Source organism: Enterobacter sp. 302C9 (assembly GCF_034106085.1).
In the GTDB taxonomy this organism is placed as follows: Bacteria; Pseudomonadota; Gammaproteobacteria; order Enterobacterales; family Enterobacteriaceae; genus Enterobacter; species Enterobacter asburiae_B.
The window spans coordinates 69,220-91,838 of record NZ_JAWNBW010000011.1 but is presented as its reverse complement, the minus strand read 5'-3'; the positions used below and the strand labels follow the sequence as shown (position 1 = coordinate 91,838).

The window sequence follows — 22,619 nt, the reverse complement described above, 5'->3', positions numbered from 1 at the left end:
CTTATACCCTAAATAATTCGAGTTGCAGGAAGGCGGCAAGAGAGCGAATCCCCAGGAGCATAGATAACTATGTGACTGGGATGAGCGAGCGCAGCCAACACACCTGCAACTTGAAGTATGACGGGTATATCAGCATAAACGGAAAGACCTTGTATTGCCTTGCTTTCATATTCCTGTTGTCGCCATGAAGACATTTCGTTAAAGTCTCGCCCCTTCTCACTGGCATGGGGATTAATCGTGTTTATTGGATTCGACTACGGTACGGCAAACTGCTCGGTTGCGGTTATGCAAGACGGGCAGCCACAGCTTCTGAAAATGGAAAAAGAGAGCACGCTGCTGCCCTCAATGCTCTGCGCGCCGACGCGTGAAGCGGTAAGCGAATGGCTGTTCCGCCACCATCAGGTTCCGGCCACGGCGGCGGAGACCCAGGCGCTGCTGCGCCGGGCGGTCAGCTTTAACCGCGAGGAAGACATCGACGTTTCGCCGTCCAGCGTGCAGTTCGGCCTCTCTTCGCTCGGGCACTACATTGAAGACCCGGAAGAGGTCTACTTCGTTAAGTCGCCAAAATCCTTCCTCGGCGCCAGCGGCCTGAAGCCGCAGCAGGTGGCGATGTTCGAAGACCTGGTGTGCGCGATGATGCTGCATATTCGCAATCAGGCGCAGACGCAGGTCTCCGATGCGATTACCCAGGCGGTCATTGGCCGCCCGATCAACTTCCAGGGGCTGGGCGGCGATGAGGCCAACCAGCAGGCGCAGGGGATCCTTGAACGCGCGGCGCACCGCGCAGGCTTCCGCGACGTGGTGTTCCAGTATGAGCCGGTTGCCGCGGGGCTGGATTTTGAAGCCACGCTGACGGAAGAGAAGCGCGTGTTAGTCGTGGATATCGGCGGCGGCACAACGGACTGCTCGCTGCTGCTGATGGGACCGCAGTGGCATAACCGTCGCGACCGTGAAAATAGCCTGCTCGGGCACAGCGGCTGCCGCGTAGGCGGTAACGATCTCGATATCGCGCTGGCATTCAAGAGCCTGATGCCGCTGCTCGGCATGGGCGGTCAGACGGAAAAAGGCATCGCCCTGCCGATCCTGCCGTGGTGGAACGCGATTGCCATCAACGATGTGCCTGCGCAAAGTGATTTTTACAGCACCGCGAACGGCCGCTTCCTGAACGATCTGGTGCGCGACGCGCAGGACGCCGAAAAAGTCGCCCTGCTGTACAAAGTGTGGCGTCAGCGCCTGAGCTATCGCGTGGTGCGGACTGCCGAAGAGAGCAAAATTGCTCTTTCCGACCGCGCTGAGCATGCGGTTTCCTTGCCGTTTATCAGCGACGAACTGGCCACCGCGATTTCGCAGGACGAGCTGGAGGCGGCGCTCGCGCAGCCGCTGCAGCGTATTCTGGAGCAGGTGCAGCTGGCGCTGGAGAACGGCAAAGAGAAGCCGGACGTGATTTACCTGACCGGAGGGAGCGCCCGTTCGCCGCTGATCAAGAAAGCGCTGGCGGAACAGCTGCCGGGCATTCCGATTGCCGGTGGCGATGACTTTGGCTCCGTCACCGCCGGGCTGGCGCGCTGGGCGCAGGTGATGTTTAGCTAGCGTTGTTGCGGTGCGGTCTGGTGCCCTCACCCCGGCCCTCACCCACAGGGAGAGGGAGAAAACACCAAAAACGGCAACGGATGTTGCCGTTTTGCGTTTACCTCCATTCAGACCATTCCTGACAGTCTTCCATATTTCCTCCATTTTTCCGCTGTGTTAGCTGACTAAACTAGTATCATTCCCCGAAGTCTTCAGGATGAGAACGTATAACGATGAAAGGCAGTAACAAATCCCGCTGGGCAATCGCCGCTGGCATCATTGTGGTGGTCCTTGCCGCCGCCTGGTACTGGCACAGTCAATCCGCGAACTCCGCAGCCCCCGCCGATGCCAATAGTCAGGCACAGCGCCCGGCAGGCGGAGGGCGTCACGGCATGCGCGGCGGCGCGCTGGCGCCGGTACAGGCGGCGACGGCAGTGAATAAAGCCGTTCCTCGCTATCTAACGGGCCTTGGGACCATTACCGCCGCCAACACCGTGACGGTGCGCAGCCGCGTCGACGGTCAGCTTCAGGCCATTCACTTCCAGGAAGGTCAGCAGGTTAAAGCAGGCGATCTGCTGGCGGAAATCGACCCGAGCCAGTTTAAGGTCGCCCTCGCCCAGGCGCAGGGGCAGCTCGCGAAAGACAAAGCCACCCTCGCTAACGCCCGTCGCGATTTGGCCCGCTACCAGCAGCTGGTGAAAACCAACCTCGTGTCTCGTCAGGAGCTGGATACCCAGCAGTCGCTGGTCAGCGAAACGCAGGGCACCATCAAAGCCGACGAAGCCGCCGTGGCCAGCGCACAGCTGCAGCTGGACTGGAGCCGCATCACCGCGCCGATTGACGGGCGCGTGGGCCTGAAGCAGGTCGATATCGGCAACCAGATCTCCAGCGGCGACACCACGGGCATCGTGGTGATCACCCAGACTCACCCGATTGATTTAGTCTTTACCCTACCGGAAAGCGACATTGCGACCGTGGTGCAGGCGCAAAAAGCCGGTAAAGGTCTGGTGGTGGAAGCCTGGGACCGCAGCAACAGGCAGAAACTGAGCGAAGGCTCCCTGCTCAGCCTGGATAATCAGATCGACACCACCACCGGCACCATCAAGCTGAAGGCGCGCTTTAACAACCAGGACGATGCCCTCTTCCCGAACCAGTTCGTCAACGCGCGCATGCTGGTCGCCACCGAAGAGAACGCGGTGGTGATCCCTACCGCTGCGCTGCAGATGGGTAACGAAGGTAACTTCGTCTGGGTACTTAACGGCGACAATAAGGTCAGCAAGCACCTGGTGAAAACCGGTATCCAGGACAGCCAGACGGTGGTCATCGCCGCCGGCCTTTCCGCAGGCGACCGCGTGGTCACCGACGGCATTGACCGTCTGACCGAAGGGGCCAAAGTGGAAGTGGTTGAACCTGCGAAACAGGGAGCGAAATCCTGATGCAGGTTATGCCCCCAGGCTCTACAGGCGGGCCGTCACGCCTGTTTATCCTCCGTCCTGTCGCCACCACGCTGCTGATGGTGGCGATCCTGCTCGCCGGGATTATCGGCTATCGCTTCCTGCCCGTGTCGGCGCTGCCGGAGGTGGATTACCCAACGATTCAGGTTGTCACACTCTATCCAGGGGCCAGCCCGGACGTGGTGACGTCCGCCATTACCGCTCCGCTGGAGCGCCAGTTCGGCCAGATGTCCGGGCTAAAACAGATGTCCTCCCAGAGTTCCGGCGGGGCATCCGTCGTGACGCTGCAGTTCCAGCTGACGCTGTCGCTGGACGTCGCCGAACAGGAGGTGCAGGCCGCGATTAACGCCGCCACCAACCTGCTGCCGTCCGACCTGCCTAACCCGCCGGTCTACAGCAAGGTGAACCCGGCGGATCCGCCGATCATGACGCTGGCCGTCACCTCCTCCGCCATGCCGATGACCCAGGTCGAAGACATGGTCGAAACGCGCGTGGCGCAGAAAATTTCTCAGGTCTCCGGCGTCGGCCTCGTCACCCTGGCGGGCGGCCAGCGCCCCGCCGTACGCGTGAAGCTTAACGCGCAGGCGATTGCCGCGCTGGGGCTGACCAGCGAAACCATCCGCACCGCCATCAGCAGCGCCAACGTTAACTCGGCAAAAGGCTCGCTGGACGGTCCCACCCGCGCCGTGACGCTCTCTGCCAACGATCAGATGCAGTCCGCCGATGAATACCGTCAGCTGATTATTGCTTACCAGAACGGCGCCCCGGTGCGTCTGGGCGACGTGGCGACCGTGGAGCAAGGTGCCGAAAACAGCTGGCTCGGCGCTTGGGCCAACAGGCAGCAGGCAATCGTGATCAACGTGCAGCGCCAGCCGGGCGCCAACATCATCGAAACCGCCGACAGCATCCGCACCATGCTGCCGCAGCTGATCGAAAGCCTGCCGAAATCGGTCAGCGTGAAGGTGCTTTCCGACCGGACCACGAACATTCGCGCGTCGGTCACCGACACCCAGTTTGAGCTGATGCTGGCGATTGCGCTGGTGGTCATGATCATCTATCTGTTCCTGCGCAACGTTCCGGCCACCATTATTCCCGCCGTCGCCGTGCCGCTCTCGCTGGTCGGGACCTTTGCGGTGATGGTGTTCCTCGATTTTTCGATTAACAACCTGACGCTGATGGCGCTCACCATCGCCACCGGGTTCGTGGTGGATGACGCCATCGTCGTTATCGAGAACATTTCGCGCTATATCGAGAAAGGCGAAAAGCCGCTGGCGGCCGCGCTGAAGGGCGCAGGCGAAATCGGCTTTACCATTATCTCGCTGACCTTCTCGCTGATTGCGGTGCTGATCCCGCTGCTGTTTATGGGCGATATCGTCGGGCGTCTGTTCCGCGAGTTTGCCGTGACGCTGGCGGTCGCCATTTTGATCTCCGCCGTGGTGTCGCTGACCCTGACGCCGATGATGTGCGCCCGCATGCTCAGCCACGAGTCCCTGCGCAAGCAAAACCGCTTCTCGCGCGCCTCCGAGCGCATGTTCGAGCGGATTATTGCCGCCTACGGTCGCGTGCTGGCGAAAGTTCTGAACCATCCGTGGGCCACGCTCGGCGTGGCGCTGGGAACCCTGGCGCTCAGCGTGATGCTGTGGATTTTCATTCCGAAAGGCTTCTTCCCGATCCAGGACAACGGCATTATTCAGGGCACGCTGCAGGCTCCGCAGTCGGTCTCCTTCGCCAGTATGGCCCAGCGCCAGCAGCAGGTGTCTGAAATCATCATGAAGGATCCGGCGGTCGAGAGCCTGACCTCCTACGTGGGCGTCGACGGCACCAACCCGTCGCTCAACAGCGCGCGTCTGCAGATCAACCTCAAGCCGCTGGATGAACGCGACGATCGCGTCAACGCCGTCATTGAGCGTCTGCAAAACGCCGTCGCGCGGGTGCCGGGCGTTGAGCTTTACCTGCAGCCGATTCAGGATTTGACCATTGATACCCAGGTCAGCCGCACGCAGTACCAGTTCACGCTGCAGGCCACCTCGCTGGACGCGCTCAGCACCTGGGTGCCGCAGCTGGTGAATAAGCTTAACACCCTGCCGCAGCTCGCCGACGTCAGCAGCGACTGGCAGGACAAAGGGCTGGCGGCATACGTGAACGTCAACCGCGATACCGCCAGCCGTCTGGGCATTACCATGTCGGATGTGGACAACGCCCTGTACAACGCCTTCGGTCAGCGCCTGATCTCCACCATCTACACCCAGGCCAACCAGTATCGCGTGGTGCTGGAGCACAACACAGAGAACACGCCAGGACTGGCGGGGCTGGACTCGGTGCGCCTGACCAGCAAAGACGGCGGCATTGTGCCGCTGAGCGCTATCGCCACGGTGGAAGAACGCTATACCCCGCTGTCGATTAACCATCTGGATCAGTTCCCGTCCACCACCATCTCCTTCAACGTGCCGGACAATTATTCTCTCGGCGAAGCGGTGGAGGCCATTCAGGCTGCTGAAAAAGAGCTCAGCTTCCCGTCCGATATTCAGACCCAGTTCCAGGGCAGCACGCTGGCGTTTCAGGCCGCGCTGGGTAACACCATCTGGCTTATCGTCGCGGCGGTCGTGGCGATGTACATCGTGCTCGGCGTGCTATACGAAAGCTTTATCCACCCGATCACCATCCTCTCTACCCTGCCGACGGCGGGCGTGGGGGCGCTGCTGGCACTGATGCTGGCGGGCAGCGAGCTGGACGTCATTGCCATCATCGGCATTATCCTGCTTATCGGGATCGTGAAGAAGAACGCCATCATGATGATCGACTTCGCCCTGGCCGCCGAGCGCGAGCAGGGCATGTCGCCGCGCGACGCCATCTTCCAGGCCTGTCTGCTGCGTTTCCGCCCGATCCTGATGACCACGCTGGCCGCCCTGCTGGGCGCGCTGCCGCTGATGCTCAGCACCGGCGTCGGCGCGGAGCTGCGCCGTCCGCTGGGTATCGGCATGGTCGGCGGTCTGCTGGTGAGCCAGGTGCTCACGCTCTTCACCACGCCGGTGATCTACCTGCTGTTTGACCGCCTGGCGCTGTGGACCAAAAGCCGCTTCCCGAAACGTGAAGAGGAGGCATAAGTGAAGTTTTTCGCCCTCTTCATTTATCGCCCGGTGGCGACGATTTTAATCTCGCTCGCCATTACCCTCTGCGGCGTGCTGGGCTTCCGGCTGCTGCCGGTAGCGCCGCTGCCGCAGGTGGATTTCCCGGTGATCATGGTCAGCGCCTCGCTGCCGGGCGCGTCACCGGAAACCATGGCCTCGTCGGTTGCCACGCCGCTGGAGCGTTCCCTTGGGCGAATTGCCGGGGTCAACGAGATGACCTCCAGCAGCTCGCTGGGCAGCACGCGCATCATTCTGGAGTTCAGCTTCGACCGGGATATTAACGGTGCGGCGCGCGACGTGCAGGCGGCCATCAACGCCGCACAAAGCCTGCTGCCGAGCGGGATGCCGAGCCGCCCAACCTACCGCAAGGCCAACCCGTCCGATGCGCCGATCATGATCCTGACGCTGACCTCGGACACGTATTCTCAGGGGCAGCTTTACGACTTTGCGTCTACCCAGCTGGCGCAGACAATCTCACAAATTAACGGCGTCGGTGACGTGAGCGTCGGCGGGAGCTCCCTGCCCGCCGTGCGCGTGGGCCTAAACCCGCAGGCGCTGTTCAATCAGGGCGTGTCGCTGGATGACGTGCGCTCCGCCATCAGCACGGCCAACGTCCGCAAACCGCAGGGGGCGATTGAAGACGGTAGCCACCGCTGGCAGATCCACACCAACGACGAGCTGAAAACCGCCGCGGAATATCAGCCGCTCATTATTCACTACAACAACGGCGCGGCGGTGCGCTTAAGCGACGTTGCCAGCGTCACCGACTCGGTGCAGGACGTGCGCAACGCCGGGATGACCAACGCGAAACCGGCCATTCTGCTGATGATCCGCAAGCTGCCGGAAGCGAACATTATTGAGACGGTGAACAGCATTCGCGCCCGTCTTCCGGACCTGCAGGAGACCATCCCGGCAGCAATCGATCTGCAAATTGCCCAGGATCGCTCCCCGACCATTCGCGCCTCGCTTGAAGAGGTGGAGCAAACGCTGATTATCTCCGTCGCGCTGGTGATCCTGGTGGTCTTCCTGTTCCTGCGATCCGGTCGCGCGACGCTTATCCCGGCGGTGGCCGTGCCGGTCTCGCTGATCGGTACCTTTGCCGCCATGTACCTGTGCGGGTTTAGCCTCAACAACCTGTCGCTGATGGCCCTGACGATAGCGACGGGCTTCGTGGTGGATGACGCCATCGTGGTGCTGGAAAACATTTCCCGCCACCTGGAAGCGGGCGTGAAGCCGCTGCAGGCCGCGCTGCAGGGCACGCGCGAGGTGGGCTTTACGGTGCTCTCCATGAGCCTGTCGCTGGTGGCGGTATTCCTGCCTCTGCTGCTGATGGGTGGGCTACCGGGCCGGCTGCTGCGCGAGTTCGCCGTCACCCTCTCCGTCGCCATCGGCATTTCGCTGGCGATCTCCTTAACGCTGACGCCGATGATGTGCGGCTGGATGCTCAAGCGCAGCAAACCCCATTCGCAGCCGCGCCGTAAAGGCTTTGGTCGCTTCCTGATGGCCATGCAGGAAGGCTACGGCAAATCGCTGAAGTGGGTGCTGAACCATACCCGGCTGGTCGGCCTGGTGCTTATCGCCACCATTGGGCTGAACGTCTGGATGTACATCACCATCCCGAAAACCTTCTTCCCCGAACAGGACACCGGCGTGCTGATGGGGGGGATTCAGGCGGACCAGAGCATTTCGTTCCAGGCGATGCGCGGCAAGCTGCAGGACTTTATGAAGATCATTCGGGAAGACAAAGCCGTGGATAACGTCACCGGCTTTACCGGCGGGTCACGCGTTAACAGCGGGATGATGTTTATTACCCTGAAACCGCGCGGCGAGCGCAACGAAACCGCCCAGCAGGTGATTGACCGTCTGCGGGTGAAGCTCGCCAAAGAGCCGGGGGCAAACCTGTTTTTGATGGCCGTTCAGGATATCCGCGTCGGCGGCCGTCAGGCGAACGCCAGCTATCAGTACACGTTGCTCTCGGACGATTTAGCCGCCCTGCGCGAGTGGGAGCCGAAGATCCGCAAGGCGCTGGCCGCCCTGCCGGAGCTGGCGGACGTCAACTCCGATCAGCAGGACAACGGCGCCGAGATGGCCCTGACCTACGACCGCGAAACCATGTCGCGTCTGGGCATTAACGTTGAAGCCGCCAACAGCCTGCTGAACAACGCCTTCGGCCAGCGCGAGATCTCCACCATCTACCAGCCGATGAACCAGTACAAGGTGGTAATGGAAGTTGACCCGCGCTACACCCTGGACATCAGCGCTCTGGACAAAATGTTTGTGATTAACAACGACGGCAAGGCGATTCCGCTCTCCTATTTTGCCAGCTGGCAGCCTGCCAACGCGCCGCTGTCGGTGAACCATCAGGGGCTGTCGGCGGCGTCGACCATCTCCTTTAACCTGCCCGCCGGTTCGTCGCTTTCAGAAGCCAGCGACGCAATCAACCGCGCGATGACGCAGCTTGGCGTGCCGTCCACCGTGCGCGGCAGCTTTGCCGGCACCGCGCAGGTGTTCCAGGAGACGATGAACTCGCAGGTGATTTTGATTCTGGCCGCCATCGCCACGGTTTATATTGTGCTGGGCGTGCTGTATGAGAGCTACGTTCACCCGCTGACCATTCTCTCGACGCTGCCCTCGGCGGGCGTTGGTGCGCTGCTGGCGCTGGAGCTGTTCGGCGCGCCGTTCAGCCTGATCGCGCTCATTGGGATCATGCTGTTGATCGGCATCGTGAAGAAAAACGCGATCATGATGGTGGATTTCGCCCTGGACGCCCAGCGCAACGGCAATCTGTCGCCGGAAGAGGCCATCTTCCAGGCCTGCCTGCTGCGTTTTCGTCCGATCATGATGACCACTCTGGCGGCGCTGTTTGGCGCGCTGCCGCTGGTTATTTCGGGCGGTGACGGCTCGGAGCTGCGCCAGCCGCTGGGGATCACCATCGTCGGCGGCCTGGTCATGAGCCAGCTGCTAACGCTCTACACCACGCCGGTGGTCTATCTGTTCTTCGACCGCCTGCGGCTGCGCTTTTCGCGTAAAAACAGAACCACGGTGACCGAGTAAATGACCGATCTTCCCGCTAACGTTCGCTGGCAGCTTTGGATAGTCGCTTTCGGCTTCTTTATGCAGTCGCTGGATACGACCATCGTCAACACCGCCCTCCCCTCCATGGCGAAAAGCCTGGGAGAGAGCCCGCTGCATATGCATATGGTGATTGTCTCCTACGTGCTGACGGTGGCCGTCATGCTGCCAGCCAGCGGCTGGCTGGCGGACAAAGTGGGCGTGCGGAATATCTTCTTTACCGCCATCGTGCTGTTTACCACCGGCTCGCTGTTTTGCGCCCAGGCCAACACCCTCGACCAGCTGGTGATGGCACGCGTGCTGCAGGGCGTCGGCGGGGCGATGATGGTGCCCGTCGGGCGGCTAACGGTGATGAAGATCGTGCCGCGCGAGCAGTACATGGCGGCGATGACCTTTGTGACGTTACCTGGTCAGGTGGGGCCGCTGCTGGGCCCGGCGCTCGGCGGCATTCTGGTGGAGTACGCCTCCTGGCACTGGATCTTCTTAATCAATCTTCCTGTTGGCATCATCGGCGCCATCGCCACCCTGACGCTGATGCCGAACTACAAAATGCAGACCCGGCGCTTTGATTTCTTCGGCTTTATCCTGCTGGCGGCGGGCATGGCCACGCTTACCCTGGCGCTCGACGGGCAAAAAGGGCTGGGCATTTCGCCCCTGACGCTTGGGCTCCTGATCGCGCTCGGCGTTACCGCCATACTGTGGTATCTGCGGCATGCCAGAGGTAACGATAAGGCGCTGTTCAGCCTTAGCTTGTTTAAAAACCCCACCTATCGCCTTGGCCTGTTCGGCAGCTTCGCCGGGCGCGTCGGCAGCGGCATGCTGCCGTTTATGACGCCCGTTTTCCTGCAAATCGGAATGGGATTTTCGCCGTTCCACGCGGGCCTGATGATGATCCCGATGGTGCTCGGCAGCATGGGAATGAAGCGCATCGTGGTGCAGGTGGTTAACCGCTTTGGCTACCGTCACGTGCTGGTGACCGCCACGCTGGGGCTGGCGCTGGTGAGCCTGCTGTTTATGGCCGTGGCGCTGATGGGCTGGTACTACGTTCTGCCGCTGGTGCTGTTCTGCCAGGGGATCGTCAACTCCATGCGCTTCTCGTCGATGAATACCCTGACGCTGAAGGATCTGCCGGACGATCTGGCGAGCAGCGGCAATAGCCTGCTGTCGATGATCATGCAGCTCTCGATGAGCGTCGGGGTGACCATCGCGGGTTTACTGCTCGGCATGTACGGCCAGCACCATCTCAGCGTCGACACGCCGGTGGCGCATCAGGTCTTTTTGTATACCTATTTAAGCATGGCGGTCATCATCGCCCTGCCCGCTTTCATCTTCGCCAGAGTGCCGGATGATACCAGCAAGAACGTCGTGATTAGGCACGGCTAAAGGAGTGGCTCATGAAATTCTGGCGTCCGGGCATTACCGGCAAGCTCTTCGTGGCGATATTTGCCACCTGTATCGTCCTGCTGATCACCATGCACTGGGCGGTGCGGATCAGCTTTGAGCGCGGTTTTATTGATTACATCAAGCATGGCAATGAACAGCGTTTACAGGGCTTAAGCGATGCGCTGAGTGAACAGTATGCCCAGCACGGCAACTGGCGTTTTCTGCGCAATAACGACCGCTTTATTTTCCAGATCCTGCGCTCGCTGGAGCACGATACCGGTGACGATCGCCCGGGGCCGGGCATGCCGCCGCACGGCTGGCGCACCCAGTTCTGGGTGATTGACCAGGACATGCGCACGCTGGTGGGTCCGCGCGCGCCGATACCGCCGGACGGCACCCGTCGGGCGATCAAAGTCAACAACGCGACGGTCGGCTGGGTTATCGCCTCTCCGGTGGAGCGCCTGACGCGCAACACCGACATCAACTTTGACCGTCAGCAGCGCCGGACAAGCTGGCTGATTGTCGCCCTCTCCACCCTGCTCGCCGCGCTCGCCACCTTCCCGCTGGCGCGCGGTCTGCTCGCCCCGGTGAAAAGACTGGTGGAAGGCACGCACAAGCTGGCCGCCGGGGATTTTACCACCCGCGTCGATACCCGCAGCCAGGACGAACTGGGCAAGCTGGCGCAGGATTTTAACCAGCTTGCCAGCACGCTGGAGAAGAACCAGCAGATGCGCCGCGACTTTATGGCCGATATTTCCCACGAGCTGCGCACGCCGCTGGCGGTGCTGCGCGGCGAGCTGGAGGCCATCCAGGACGGCGTGCGCCAGTTTACGCCTGAATCGGTGGCCTCTCTGCAGGCGGAGGTGGGCACGCTCACCAAGCTGGTGGACGATCTCCACCAGCTCTCCATGTCCGATGAAGGCGCGCTGGCCTACCAGAAGGCGCCGGTGGACGTGATTAACATTCTGGAAGTGATCAGCGGCGCCTTCCGCGAGCGGTTTGCCAGCCGCAACCTGAAAATCGATCTCTCCCTGCCGGACAGCGCGGTGGTGTTTGGCGACAAAGACCGGCTGATGCAGCTGTTCAATAACCTGCTGGAAAACAGCCTGCGCTACACCGACAGCGGCGGCGGGCTGCACATCTCCGGCAGGCAGGAAAACGGGCGCTTTGCCCTCACCTTCGCGGACTCCGCCCCCGGCGTGCAGGACGCGCAGCTGGAAAAACTGTTTGAACGTTTCTACCGTACCGAAGGCTCCCGTAACCGCGCCAGCGGCGGTTCCGGACTGGGGCTGGCGATTTGCGTTAACATCGTCGAGGCGCATAATGGCACGATCCGCGCCGCCCATTCGCCTTTTGGCGGGGTTAGCATTACAGTAGAGTTACCTCTGGAACGGGATTTATCGAGAGAAGTATGACCGAGTTACCGATTGACGAAAACACGCCGCGCATTTTGATTGTGGAAGACGAGCCGAAGCTTGGGCAGCTGCTGATCGACTATTTACGTGCGGCCAGCTACGCTCCATCGCTGATAAGCCACGGCGACCAGGTGCTGCCATACGTGCGCCAGACCCCGCCGGATCTGATCCTGCTGGATTTGATGCTGCCGGGCGTTGACGGTCTGACCCTGTGCCGGGAAATTCGTCGCTTCTCCGACGTGCCGATCGTCATGGTCACCGCCAAAATTGAAGAGATTGACCGCCTGCTGGGGCTCGAAATTGGCGCGGACGATTACATCTGCAAGCCCTACAGCCCGCGTGAAGTGGTCGCCCGCGTGAAAACCATTCTGCGCCGCTGCAGGCCGCAGCGCGAGCTTCAGGTGCTCGATGCCGAAAGCCCGCTGATTGTCGACGAAAGTCGCTTTCAGGCGAGCTGGCGCAGCAAGCTGCTGGACCTGACGCCTGCGGAGTTCCGCCTGCTGAAAACCCTCTCCCACGAGCCGGGAAAAGTGTTCTCCCGCGAACAGCTGCTGAACCACCTGTATGACGATTACCGCGTCGTGACCGACCGCACCATCGACAGCCACATCAAAAACCTGCGCCGCAAGCTGGAGGCGCTGGACGCCGAGCAGTCGTTTATCCGCGCGGTGTACGGCGTGGGGTATCGCTGGGAAGCGGATGCGTGCAGGATAATGTGAGAATATTGCCCCGCAGCACTGCGGGGCAGAGACTCCAGACATTAAAACTGTGGCCTTACCAGGAACGAAAAGGTGTAGCATAAGCAAAAAGTCGCGCTAATACATCGCGACGCTCGGTGCCAGTTATCATCGCCAGGAAAGCGAAGCTAATAACGTTCAAATCTTGCTGAGAAGGATGTTTATGCATTTTCTTCAAAATAGCATTAACCCTTTTATCATCAAAAAAACTCCAGATAGCCAAAAGTGCCCATCGTTTCCCGGCGGATAAATTTATTATATCGTCTGAAGTATCCCAGTCCGGTGGTAATTCATTAATATTGCTTACACTGTTAATACCGGCAGCAGGGATAATGAAATAATCTGAAAACATATGGACGGCATCTTTCCATGCCTGCAAGAACATAGGTTCATGGATATCATTCATCGCCTTCTCATTTGCATACTGTGCAGCTAAATTAGCATTACAGGCGTAGACCCGTGGCTCGTAGTCACTATAAACATCCGGGACTATCCAACCTGAAGAATGACGCACTGCGTCACAGGATGTGAAGGTGGGCAGTAGAGCAATAAATTGTGGTAATATATTTTGTACTGAACGAGGAAAAAAACGCTTTGCTAACTGAAAGCCCGCATGATTTTCCAGTAATAAGGTTTCAATATCCTCTGAATTATAAATCTGGTACAAAATCCCTTTTTTAGCTTTCAGTCGCTCCAGTTTTTGCTCAAGTCCGGACGATGCAATGGTGGAATAAAATCCAACAAACTCATCACATTCAAATTCAGCAAGTCTGTCCTGAATGTCCTCTTCATCACTGCGACCAACGGACTTTTTAGAAGGAGCGTAGTGTTTGCAGCTAACAAGTTTGGCAATTCGACATCCGGCAATATCAAACTCAACCCGTATATCTATGCCACCATCCGCTCCCCGGCTTGGGCCTTTAGTTACAATCCCTCCCAAAATTTTTTCCATGAATATTTTTGCGAACTTCTCAAATTGGTCGCTATCTGCAGTATCTGCGCTTGCAGAAGCAAGTTCACAGAAATCCAGCCTCGCCATACTCTTCCCCTGACAAATGGTAACGGTTCATAAACAGATTCCGTCTTTTTCTCTTCATTAATCAAGCTACGTATTCAGATAGGTTCCTGAACAGACGACTTGATGACGCTCAAAAGTTATACACGATCTCAATATCAGTTAGTTTTCCTGTATCTGGTTGATTCGAATTAAGCAAAAGCAATGACGTTCAGTCCACGCTTGTACTGAAAGCGGGAAACGGCATTGCCTCGGTCTTTCAAGCCAGATGGTAAAGACAATACCTAAAAATATGCGTACACGCCGGATGGGCGGTGATACGACTCGACGCTTTACCTCCTTGCCCCGCGGCGCTACAATGCCCGCCCTTAAAGTGGGGGATCTCCCCTTACCGCTGCACCTGGTGCACGCGGATCTGACCTGTCATCAGAACGAGAACAAACATGTTTAAACCGGAACTCCTTTCCCCGGCGGGAACGCTGCAAAATATGCGTTACGCTTTCGCCTATGGTGCCGACGCCGTTTATGCGGGCCAGCCGCGCTACTCGCTGCGCGTGCGCAACAACGAATTCAACCACGAGAACCTGCAGCTCGGCATCAACGAAGCGCATGCCCTGGGCAAAAAATTCTACGTGGTCGTGAACATCGCGCCGCACAACGCCAAGCTGAAAACGTTCATCCGTGACCTGAAGCCGGTGGTGGATATGGGGCCGGACGCGCTGATCATGTCGGACCCGGGTTTAATCATGCTGGTTCGGGAGAATTTCCCGGAGATGGATATTCACCTCTCCGTACAGGCTAACGCCGTCAACTGGGCAACGGTGAAATTCTGGAAGCAGATGGGGCTGACCCGCGTCATCCTGTCCCGCGAGCTTTCTTTGGAAGAGATCGAAGAGATCCGCACCCAGGTGCCGGATATGGAAATCGAAATCTTCGTTCACGGCGCGCTGTGCATGGCCTACTCCGGCCGCTGCCTGCTCTCCGGCTATATCAACAAGCGCGACCCGAACCAGGGCACCTGCACCAACGCCTGCCGCTGGGAATATAACGTCCAGGAGGGCAAAGAGGATGACGTCGGTAATATCGTGCACAAGCACGAGCCTATTCCGGTAACCAACGTTGAGCCGACGCTGGGCATCGGCGCGCCAACCGACAGCGTGTTTATGATTGAAGAAGCCAAACGTCCGGGCGAGTACATGACCGCCTTTGAAGACGAGCACGGCACCTACATCATGAACTCGAAAGATCTGCGCGCCATCGCCCACGTCGAGCGTCTGACGCAGATGGGCGTGCACTCCCTGAAGATCGAAGGCCGCACCAAATCCTATTACTACTGCGCGCGTACCGCACAGGTGTACCGCAAAGCCATCGACGATGCGGCGGCCGGTAAACCGTTCGATACCAGCCTGCTGGAAACCCTGGAAGGCCTGGCGCACCGCGGCTATACCGAGGGCTTCCTGCGTCGTCATACTCACGATGACTACCAGAACTACGAGCACGGCTACTCCGTTTCCGAGCGCCAGCAGTTTGTCGGCGACTTCACCGGCGAGCGCAAAGGCGCGCTGGCGGCCGTCGCGGTGAAAAACAAATTCACCAAAGGCGACAGCCTGGAGCTGATGACCCCGCAGGGCAACATGAACTTTACGCTGGAACATCTGGAAAACGGCAAAGGCGAAGCGATTGACGTGGCGCCGGGTGATGGTCATACCGTCTGGCTGCCGGTTCCGGAAGAGGTGGAGCTGAAGTTTGCGCTATTGATGCGTAACTTCAACGGTGAAAGCACCCGAAACCCACACGGCAAATAGTTAATCAGGGAAATTTTTTCGCGCTGGGATAATTCTTAGAATCGGATCACATACCGCTTCGTTCAATACGGGTATTATCCCCCCGCTGAAAAACATAACCCATAAATGCTAGCTGTACCAGGAACCACCTCCTTAGCCTGCGTAATCTCCCTTACGCGGGCTTATTTTTTGCCTTCTCTCTCCTCAATCCAGGCAATAAGCTCGTCGATTTGCCCCTCAGAGAACACGGCTATCCCATGCTCTGCGAGCAACGATGCAGCCACACCCCTCCCCGCTTTATGGATCCCGCGAAAAGATCCGTCATAAATAAACTGACTGCCGCACGTGGGGCTGCCATCGGTTAATAGCGCTGCGCTACACCCCGACTCCTGAGCAGCGCGTAGCGCGAGCCAGGCTGCAAGCTGATACTGCTCAGTCACATCCTGCCCTGTATTTTCAGTAATTCTGGCTTGCCCGTGCATTACGTCTTTGCCATCAGCGGACATAATCTCTGCCGGAGGACGAGGTACAGGCATCCCGGCCGCAAGTTCAGGGCAGTGGATAACCAGACGTTGTTCCTGCTGCCAGCGAGCGAGCAGCTCGTTCATTCGCGCTTTTTCACTTCCGTTATAACGAACCTTAAAGCCCATCAGGCACGCGCTTACCAAAATTTTATTCATCATCACTTTCCTGTGATTACGTTACTATCATCGCTGGAGTGTAACGCGCTTTCGGGCATATTTTGTTCCTTTCATCCTGTTCTTACCCGCTTTTTTCCTCTCTGCTATACACTCTTACTAACGCTAAAAAAGGGAGCAGCGCGGATGGCAACCTATCCAGACAGTTTATTGATTCTCAATGGCAAAAGCGCGGGCAACGATCTGTTGCGTCAGGCAATTCAGGGTTTGCGTGACGACGGCGCGCGCATTCACGTCAGGGTGACGTGGGAAAAAGGCGACGCGGCACGCTATATCAATGAAGCCCTCGGGCTTGGCGTCAACACCATCATTTCCGGCGGCGGCGATGGCACCATCAATGAGATTGCGTCAGCGCTCATCGACCTGCCCCCGGCAAACCGGCCGGTGATGGGTATTTTACCGCTCGGCACCGCCAATGATTTTGCCACCAGCGCAGGGATCCCGGAGGAGCTGGAGAAAGCGCTCCAGCTGGCGATCCTCGGCAAGGCCACCGCTGTGGATATTGCGCAGGTGAATGATAAAACCTGCTTTATCAATATGGCGACGGGCGGGTTTGGCACGCGCATCACCAGCGAAACGCCGGAAAAGCTGAAGGCGGCGCTGGGCGGCGTGTCGTACCTGATCCACGGCCTGATGCGCATGGACACCCTCAAGCCTGACCGCTGCGAAATTCGCGGCGAGGATTTTCAGTGGCAGGGTGATGCGCTGGTGATTGGGATTGGCAACGGGCGTCAGGCGGGCGGCGGACAGCAGCTCTGCCCGGAGGCGCTGATTAATGACGGTCAGCTCCAGCTGCGTATTTTCACGGGCGACGGCCTGCTGCCCGCGCTGTTTACCACGCTGACGCAGCCGGAAGAGAGTCCAAATATCATCGCCGGGAAATCGGCGTGGTTTGAAGTGAATGCGCCGCACGGGATGACCTTTAACCTCGACGGAGAGCCGCTGAGCGGAACGCAGTTCCGCATTGAGGTGTTGCCCGGCGCGCTGCAGTGCCGGCTACCGCCGGACTGCGTGCTTTTGCGCTGATGTATCACACGGTGAGCAATGATGCCCTCACCCAACCCTCTCCCACCGGGGAGAGGGAGATGGAGCCGTCAGGCAATCGTGACTTTGCTGTCCAGATAGACGTCCTGAACCGCATTGATCAGCTTCACGCCGTCGGCCATCGATTTCTTAAACGCCTTGCGGCCAAGGATCAGCCCCATGCCGCCCGCGCGTTTGTTGATCACCGCCGTACGCACCGCGTCTGACAGATCGGTATCACCGCCCGCCGCGCCGCCGGAGTTGATCAGCCCCGCGCGGCCCATGTAGCAGTTCGCCAGCTGGTAGCGCACGAGGTCGATCGGGTTATCGCTGGTCAGCTTGCTGTAAACGCGATCGTCGGTGTAGCCAAAGTTCACCGCTTTGTAGCCGCCGTTATTCTCGGCCATTTTCTGCTTCACGATATCCGCGCCGATGGTCGCCGCCAGGTGGTTCGCCTGCCCGGTCAGGTCGGCCGACACGTGGTAATCCACGCCGTCTTTCTTGAACGCGTTGTTGCGCAGATATGCCCACAGTACGGTGACCATGCCCAGCTCGTGCGCGCGCTCAAACGCCGCGGAGATCTCTTCAATCTGACGACGGGACTGTTCGGAGCCGAAGTAAATCGTCGCCCCTACCGCCACCGCGCCCATGTTGAACGCCTGCTCGACGCTGGCGTAGAGGGTCTGGTCATATTCGGTTGGGTAGCTAAGAGTTTCGTTATGGTTCAGCTTCACAAGGAACGGAATGCGGTGGGCATAGCGACGCGAAACCGAGGCCAGCACGCCGTAGGTGGACGCCACGCAGTTACAGCCCGCTTCAATCGCCAGCTCAACAATGTTCTTCGGATCGAAGTAGAGCGGGTTCGCCGCAAAAGAGGCGCCCGCAGAGTGTTCCACGCCCTGGTCCACCGGCAGAATAGAGAGATACCCGGTGCCGCCGAGCCGCCCGGTGTTGTAGAGCGTCTGCATATTTCGCAGGACCGCAGGCGGACGGTTGTTATCGATCATCACGCGGTCAACGTAGTCGTGACAAGGCAGATACAGCTGGTCGGCTGGAATGGTCATACAACGATGCTGTAAAAGGCTGTCGGCGTCTTTGCCAAGCAACTGCGCAATATCAGTCATGTGATACTCCCGTAAGTCCGACGTCGTGTCGGTGTGTGTTTATCCAGTCCCATCTTTTATGGGCAGACTAAGCCTGGTACCGACTTAACAGATTTTCCACTCTTTGCTTTTTTTTTCAGCACAATCTGCTGGCTCGATTCGTGTACAACAAAACTGTTACATTGATCAAACAATCGCCACAAAGGTATTTAAAAGGTATTATTGAGTGGTATGTTAAAGGCGTACCCTCTCTGACATGCAGGATTAAAAAATGAAAACGAAAGTCCAACTGTCATTCATGATGTTTGTTGAATGGTTTATCTGGGGCGCGTGGTTTGTGCCGCTGTGGCTGTGGCTAAGCAAAAGCGGTTTTACCGCCGGGGAAATCGGCTGGTCTTACGCCTGTACCGCTATTGCCGCGATCCTCTCCCCGATTCTGGTCGGCTCGCTGACGGACCGCTTCTTCGCCGCGCAGAAAGTGCTGTCAGTGCTGATGTTCGCCGGAGCCATTCTGATGTACTTCGCCGCGCAGCAAACCCAGTTCAGCACCTTCTTCCCGCTGCTGCTGGTTTACTCCCTGACCTATATGCCGACCATCGCGCTGACCAACAGTATCGCCTTTGCCAACGTGGACGACGTTGAGGCCGATTTCCCGCGCATCCGCGTGATGGGTACCATCGGCTGGATCGCCTCCGGGCTGGCGTGCGGATTCCTGCCGCAGATGCTGGGCTACAGCGATATTTCCGATACCAATATCCCGCTGCTGATGACGTCAGCCAGCTCCGCCCTGCTCGGCGTATTTGCCCTGTTCCTGCCGAATACGCCGCCGAAAAGTACCGGCAAGCTGGATTTCAAAGTGATGCTCGGGCTGGACGCGTTAATCCTGCTGCGCGACAGAAACTTCCTGGTATTCTTCTTCTGCTCGTTCCTGTTCGCCATGCCGCTGGCCTTCTATTACATCTTCGCCAACGGCTATCTCACCGAAGTGGGGATGAAAAACGCCACCGGCTGGATGACGCTCGGCCAGTTCTCCGAAATCTTCTTTATGCTCGCCCTGCCGTTCTTTACCAAACGCTTTGGTATTAAGAAGGTCTTACTGCTGGGCCTGATTACCGCCGCCATCCGCTACGGGTTCTTTGTTTACGGCGGAGCGGAACAGTACTTTACCTACGCCCTGCTGTTCCTCGGCATTCTGCTGCACGGCGTGAGCTACGACTTCTATTACGTCACCGCGTACATCTACGTGGACAAAAAAGCGCCGGTGCACATGCGCACCGCCGCGCAGGGCCTGATTACGCTGTGCTGTCAGGGCTTTGGGAGCCTGCTGGGTTACCGCCTGGGCGGCGTGATGATGGAAAAAATGTTCGCATACAAAGAGCCGGTGAATGGGCTGACCTTCAACTGGGCCGGAATGTGGACGTTTGGTGCAATCATGATTGCCGTGATTGCCGTGCTGTTTATGCTGTTTTTCCGCGAATCGGATAAAGAGATCGCCGCCATTGCGGTGGTTGATGGCGATGCCGCGCTGACACAAGGGGAAGTTAAATGAAACAAGAACGTATTCTCGGTGCCCTTTACGGGCAGGCGTTAGGGGATGCGATGGGTATGCCGTCGGAGCTGTGGCCGAGAAAGCGCGTCAAGGCGCACTTCGGCTGGATCGACCGTTTTTTACCCGGCCCGGCAGAGAACAATGCGGCCTGCTATTTCAAACAGGCAGAGTTCACCGACGATACCTCAATGGCGCTGTGCCTGGCGGACGCGCTCATCGAGTGCGACGGGGAGATTAACGCGGACGTTATCGGCAAGCATATTCTGCGCTGGGCGCTCGATTTCGACGCGTTTAATAAGAACGTGCTCGGCCCGACCTCCAAAATCGCGCTTAACGCGATTCGCGACGGCAAGCCGGTTAGCGAACTGGACAACAACGGCGTGACTAACGGGGCGGCGATGCGCGCCTCCCCGCTGGGCTGCCTGCTTCCGGCCACGCGTCTGGAACACTTTGTTGAGCAGGTAGCGCTGGCCTCCAGCCCGACCCATAAATCCGACCTCGCCATTGCCGGCGCGGTGGTGATTGCCTGGGCGGTTTCCCGCGCTATCGACGGCGAAAGCTGGCAGAACATCGTCGATGCGCTGCCGGGTATCGCCCGCTATGCGCAGGAGGCGAAAACCACCACCTTCAGCGCATCGCTGGCGGCACGTATTGAGCTGGCGCTTAAGACCGTGCGGGAAGCCAACGGGGTTGAGTCCGCCAGCGAGCAGGTGTACCAGCTCGTGGGGGCCGGAACCAGCACCATTGAGTCCGTTCCGGCGGCCATTGCGATGGTCGAACTGGCGGGAACCGACCCGAACCGCTGCGCGGTTTTATGCGCCAATCTGGGCGGCGACACCGACACCATTGGCGCGATGGCGACGGCCATCTGCGGCGCGCTCCACGGCGTCCAGGCCATTGACCCGGCGCTGAAGGCCGAGCTCGACGCCGTTAACCGGCTCGATTTCGGCCACTATTGCGCGAAACTGCTGCACTACCGGGAGCAAAGGGAGGGCGTATGAATTCGTTTGCCCAACGTCTCGACACTCTGCACGCCGCGCGGCCGGTGACGGTGCTGGGCGCGGCGGTGATTGACGTCATCGCCGACGCCTACGCCCTGCCCTGGCGCGGGTGCGATATCGAACTCAAACAGCAGGGCGTGAATATCGGCGGCTGCGCGCTGAACATTGCCATCGCCCTGAAACGGCTCGGCATTGCGTCGCAAAACGCCCTGCCCGTCGGCCACGGCGTCTGGGCGGATATTATCCGCAACGCGATGGCGAAGCAGGATCTGCACAGCGCCATCGAGGCCGAAACCGGCGACAACGGCTGGTGCCTGGCGCTGGTGGAGCCAGACGGCGAGCGCACCTTTATGTCCTTTAGCGGCGTGGAGAACCAGTGGCAGCAGCGCTGGCTTGATGTGCTTAACATCCCGTCGAACAGCCTGGTCTATTTATCCGGCTATCAGCTGGCCTCACCGTGCGGCGAGCTGCTGACGCGCTGGCTGGAGGGATTACAGGACGTGACGGCATTTATCGATTTCGGCCCCCGCATCGCGGATATTCCCGACGCGCTGATGGCGCGGATTATGGCCTGCAGGCCGATCGTGTCGCTTAATCGTCAGGAAGCAGAGATCGCAGCCGAACGACTGGGCGTAGCGGCTGAAAACCTGGGTGCGGAGTGGCAGCAGCGCTTCGGCGCCGCGCTGATTGTGCGTCATGATAAAGACGGTGCCGCGTGGTATGACGGCGACGATGCGGGCGTTGTTCCGGCGTTCCCGGCGACGGTTGTGGACACCATTGGCGCTGGCGACAGCCACGCGGGCGGCACGCTTGCCGGGCTGGCGGCGGGATGGTCGCTGGCAGACGCCGTTCTGCTGGGGAATGCCGTGGCGTCCTGGGTAGTCAGCCACCGCGGCGGGGACTGCGCCCCTACTCGCGAGGCGCTACTCCTCGCACACAAAGACGTATAGATCGCTGCGACAGTAGCTGATGCTGTACTCAATCGGCCGGTGCTGTTGGTCAAGCGCGACCTGCTTGATCACCAGCACCGGTATTTTTTCGTCCATCTTAATGTGCGCCTGAAACTCGCTGTCCGGCATGCGGGCGCTAACCCGTGAACGGGTGCGCTGCGGGAAAATATTCTGACTGCGGAAGTAGTCATACAGCGAAATGCCAATCGCATCCGGATCGGGAATGAGGCCAACCGGCACCCAGGACTCTTCAATCGACACCGCATCGTCATCCACATAGCGAATGCGCTTGAGCAAAAAGACCTCGCTGTCCGGAGGGACCGACAGATGGTTTGCGACCTCTTCCGGGCATTTCACCACCCGCTTGTTGACCCATAGCGTATTAGGCTTTTGGCCGCGCAGCACTACCTGCTGGGAAAAACCGCGCGCCTCTTTCAGCGAATATTCAAAGATATTGTTGATTTGCGTGCCGTAGCCACGAGAGCGCGTAACTACGCCCTCTTCCTCCAGCGCCTGCATCGCCTTTCGTACGGTGATGCGCGACACACCGGTTAACTGGCTCAGATCGCGCTCGCCGGGCAAAATATTCCCGTGCTCCAGCACCCCGCTGCGCACCGCGTTTTTTACCGTTTCGGCAAATTTCAGGTACAGCGGCGTGTTGTCAGGCGCGGCGATCCGTTCATTCAGTTGAGCGATTAACCGGGTATGCGCTTGTTCCATCTCTGTTTTCTCAGGCGT

At 59.1% G+C, this 22,619-nt stretch carries 16 protein-coding genes; 12 read left to right on the top strand and 4 right to left on the bottom strand.

The features are described from left to right. Window positions 1-237: 237 nt before the first annotated feature. From yegD to baeR, 7 genes are all read left to right on the top strand, one after another. Window positions 238-1,590, top strand: coding sequence for a molecular chaperone (gene yegD, locus UR289_RS18050; RefSeq protein WP_320711163.1), 1,353 nt, complete (start codon window positions 238-240; stop codon window positions 1,588-1,590). Window positions 1,591-1,802: 212 nt separating this feature from the next. Further along, window positions 1,803-3,005, top strand: a complete 1,203-nt coding sequence (locus UR289_RS18045; protein WP_320711162.1) for an MdtA/MuxA family multidrug efflux RND transporter periplasmic adaptor subunit — start codon at window positions 1,803-1,805, stop codon at window positions 3,003-3,005. After that, window positions 3,005-6,127, top strand: coding sequence for an MdtB/MuxB family multidrug efflux RND transporter permease subunit (locus UR289_RS18040; RefSeq protein ID WP_320711160.1), 3,123 nt, complete (start codon window positions 3,005-3,007; stop codon window positions 6,125-6,127). The genes UR289_RS18045 and UR289_RS18040 overlap by 1 nt, the downstream gene beginning before the upstream one ends. Further along, window positions 6,128-9,205 carry a multidrug efflux RND transporter permease subunit MdtC gene (gene mdtC, locus UR289_RS18035; RefSeq protein ID WP_320711157.1) on the top strand — a complete coding sequence of 1,026 codons (3,078 nt, stop codon included), beginning with the start codon at window positions 6,128-6,130 and terminating at the stop codon, window positions 9,203-9,205. It begins immediately after the preceding gene. Beyond that, entirely contained in the window at window positions 9,206-10,606 is a 1,401-nt protein-coding gene (locus tag UR289_RS18030; RefSeq protein ID WP_320711155.1) for an MFS transporter, read from the top strand. It abuts the gene before it with no gap. Between the two features lie 11 nt (window positions 10,607-10,617). Continuing rightward, window positions 10,618-12,021, top strand: a complete 1,404-nt coding sequence (baeS, locus tag UR289_RS18025) for a two-component system sensor histidine kinase BaeS (protein WP_023312417.1) — start codon at window positions 10,618-10,620, stop codon at window positions 12,019-12,021. Beyond that, window positions 12,018-12,740 carry a two-component system response regulator BaeR gene (gene baeR / locus UR289_RS18020; protein ID WP_023312418.1) on the top strand — a complete coding sequence of 241 codons (723 nt, stop codon included), beginning with the start codon at window positions 12,018-12,020 and terminating at the stop codon, window positions 12,738-12,740. Before baeS ends, baeR begins: the two co-directional genes overlap by 4 nt. Window positions 12,741-12,795: 55 nt before the next feature. On the opposite strand, the gene UR289_RS18015 is transcribed toward baeR, so the two are convergent. Beyond that, on the bottom strand, window positions 12,796-13,797 hold the full coding sequence (locus UR289_RS18015; RefSeq protein ID WP_320711152.1) for a hypothetical protein: 1,002 nt from the start codon (window positions 13,795-13,797) through the stop codon (window positions 12,796-12,798). Window positions 13,798-14,216: 419 nt separating this feature from the next. Here UR289_RS18015 and yegQ point away from each other — a divergent pair, with 419 nt between their 5' ends. Then, entirely contained in the window at window positions 14,217-15,578 is a 1,362-nt protein-coding gene (gene yegQ / locus UR289_RS18010) for a tRNA 5-hydroxyuridine modification protein YegQ (protein WP_023312421.1), read from the top strand. A 161-nt stretch (window positions 15,579-15,739) separates the two neighbouring features. Here the strand turns inward: yegQ and UR289_RS18005 are convergent, their stop codons facing one another. Continuing rightward, window positions 15,740-16,240 (bottom strand): DUF523 domain-containing protein, encoded by a 501-nt coding sequence (locus UR289_RS18005; RefSeq protein ID WP_320711150.1) that lies wholly within the window; start codon window positions 16,238-16,240, stop codon window positions 15,740-15,742. Between the two features lie 141 nt (window positions 16,241-16,381). On the opposite strand from UR289_RS18005, the gene yegS reads away from it, so the two are divergent. Then, entirely contained in the window at window positions 16,382-17,281 is a 900-nt protein-coding gene (gene yegS, locus UR289_RS18000) for a lipid kinase YegS (protein ID WP_320711149.1), read from the top strand. A gap of 68 nt (window positions 17,282-17,349) precedes the next feature. Here the strand turns inward: yegS and fbaB are convergent, their stop codons facing one another. Then, window positions 17,350-18,402, bottom strand: a complete 1,053-nt coding sequence (gene fbaB / locus UR289_RS17995) for a class I fructose-bisphosphate aldolase (protein ID WP_320711147.1) — start codon at window positions 18,400-18,402, stop codon at window positions 17,350-17,352. 250 nt (window positions 18,403-18,652) lie between these two features. Between fbaB and UR289_RS17990 the strand changes: the two genes are divergently transcribed. Genes UR289_RS17990 through UR289_RS17980 form a run of 3 tightly spaced genes read left to right on the top strand, consistent with a single transcriptional unit; the run spans window position 18,653 to window position 21,881 of the window. Then, a complete protein-coding gene (locus tag UR289_RS17990) occupies window positions 18,653-19,930 on the top strand; it encodes a nucleoside permease (protein WP_167819281.1) in 1,278 nt (425 codons plus the stop codon). Next, on the top strand, window positions 19,927-20,931 hold the full coding sequence (locus UR289_RS17985) for an ADP-ribosylglycohydrolase family protein (protein WP_167819282.1): 1,005 nt from the start codon (window positions 19,927-19,929) through the stop codon (window positions 20,929-20,931). Before UR289_RS17990 ends, UR289_RS17985 begins: the two co-directional genes overlap by 4 nt. Then, complete coding sequence (locus UR289_RS17980) at window positions 20,928-21,881, top strand: PfkB family carbohydrate kinase (protein ID WP_211438266.1); 954 nt, start codon at window positions 20,928-20,930, stop codon at window positions 21,879-21,881. Before UR289_RS17985 ends, UR289_RS17980 begins: the two co-directional genes overlap by 4 nt. Here UR289_RS17980 and UR289_RS17975 read toward each other — a convergent pair. After that, window positions 21,855-22,601: a GntR family transcriptional regulator gene (locus tag UR289_RS17975; protein WP_033146000.1), complete on the bottom strand. Its 747-nt coding sequence runs from the start codon at window positions 22,599-22,601 to the stop codon at window positions 21,855-21,857. The genes UR289_RS17980 and UR289_RS17975 overlap by 27 nt on opposite strands. Window positions 22,602-22,619 lie beyond the last annotated feature (18 nt).

What these genes read in the sequence shown, in the direction of transcription:
- UR289_RS18005 (WP_320711150.1), bottom strand. Translation starts at nt 16,240, where the DNA reads ATGATGAATAAAATTTTGGTAAGCGCGTGCCTGATGGGCTTTAAGGTT.
- yegS (WP_320711149.1), top strand. Translation starts at nt 16,382, where the DNA reads ATGGCAACCTATCCAGACAGTTTATTGATTCTCAATGGCAAAAGCGCG.
- UR289_RS17990 (WP_167819281.1), top strand. Translation starts at nt 18,653, where the DNA reads ATGAAAACGAAAGTCCAACTGTCATTCATGATGTTTGTTGAATGGTTT.
- UR289_RS17985 (WP_167819282.1), top strand. Translation starts at nt 19,927, where the DNA reads ATGAAACAAGAACGTATTCTCGGTGCCCTTTACGGGCAGGCGTTAGGG.
- UR289_RS18015 (WP_320711152.1), bottom strand. Translation starts at nt 13,797, where the DNA reads ATGGCGAGGCTGGATTTCTGTGAACTTGCTTCTGCAAGCGCAGATACT.
- UR289_RS18045 (WP_320711162.1), top strand. Translation starts at nt 1,803, where the DNA reads ATGAAAGGCAGTAACAAATCCCGCTGGGCAATCGCCGCTGGCATCATT.
- UR289_RS17975 (WP_033146000.1), bottom strand. Translation starts at nt 22,601, where the DNA reads ATGGAACAAGCGCATACCCGGTTAATCGCTCAACTGAATGAACGGATC.
- baeS (WP_023312417.1), top strand. Translation starts at nt 10,618, where the DNA reads ATGAAATTCTGGCGTCCGGGCATTACCGGCAAGCTCTTCGTGGCGATA.
- UR289_RS17980 (WP_211438266.1), top strand. Translation starts at nt 20,928, where the DNA reads ATGAATTCGTTTGCCCAACGTCTCGACACTCTGCACGCCGCGCGGCCG.
- yegQ (WP_023312421.1), top strand. Translation starts at nt 14,217, where the DNA reads ATGTTTAAACCGGAACTCCTTTCCCCGGCGGGAACGCTGCAAAATATG.
- baeR (WP_023312418.1), top strand. Translation starts at nt 12,018, where the DNA reads ATGACCGAGTTACCGATTGACGAAAACACGCCGCGCATTTTGATTGTG.
- UR289_RS18030 (WP_320711155.1), top strand. Translation starts at nt 9,206, where the DNA reads ATGACCGATCTTCCCGCTAACGTTCGCTGGCAGCTTTGGATAGTCGCT.
- UR289_RS18040 (WP_320711160.1), top strand. Translation starts at nt 3,005, where the DNA reads ATGCAGGTTATGCCCCCAGGCTCTACAGGCGGGCCGTCACGCCTGTTT.
- fbaB (WP_320711147.1), bottom strand. Translation starts at nt 18,402, where the DNA reads ATGACTGATATTGCGCAGTTGCTTGGCAAAGACGCCGACAGCCTTTTA.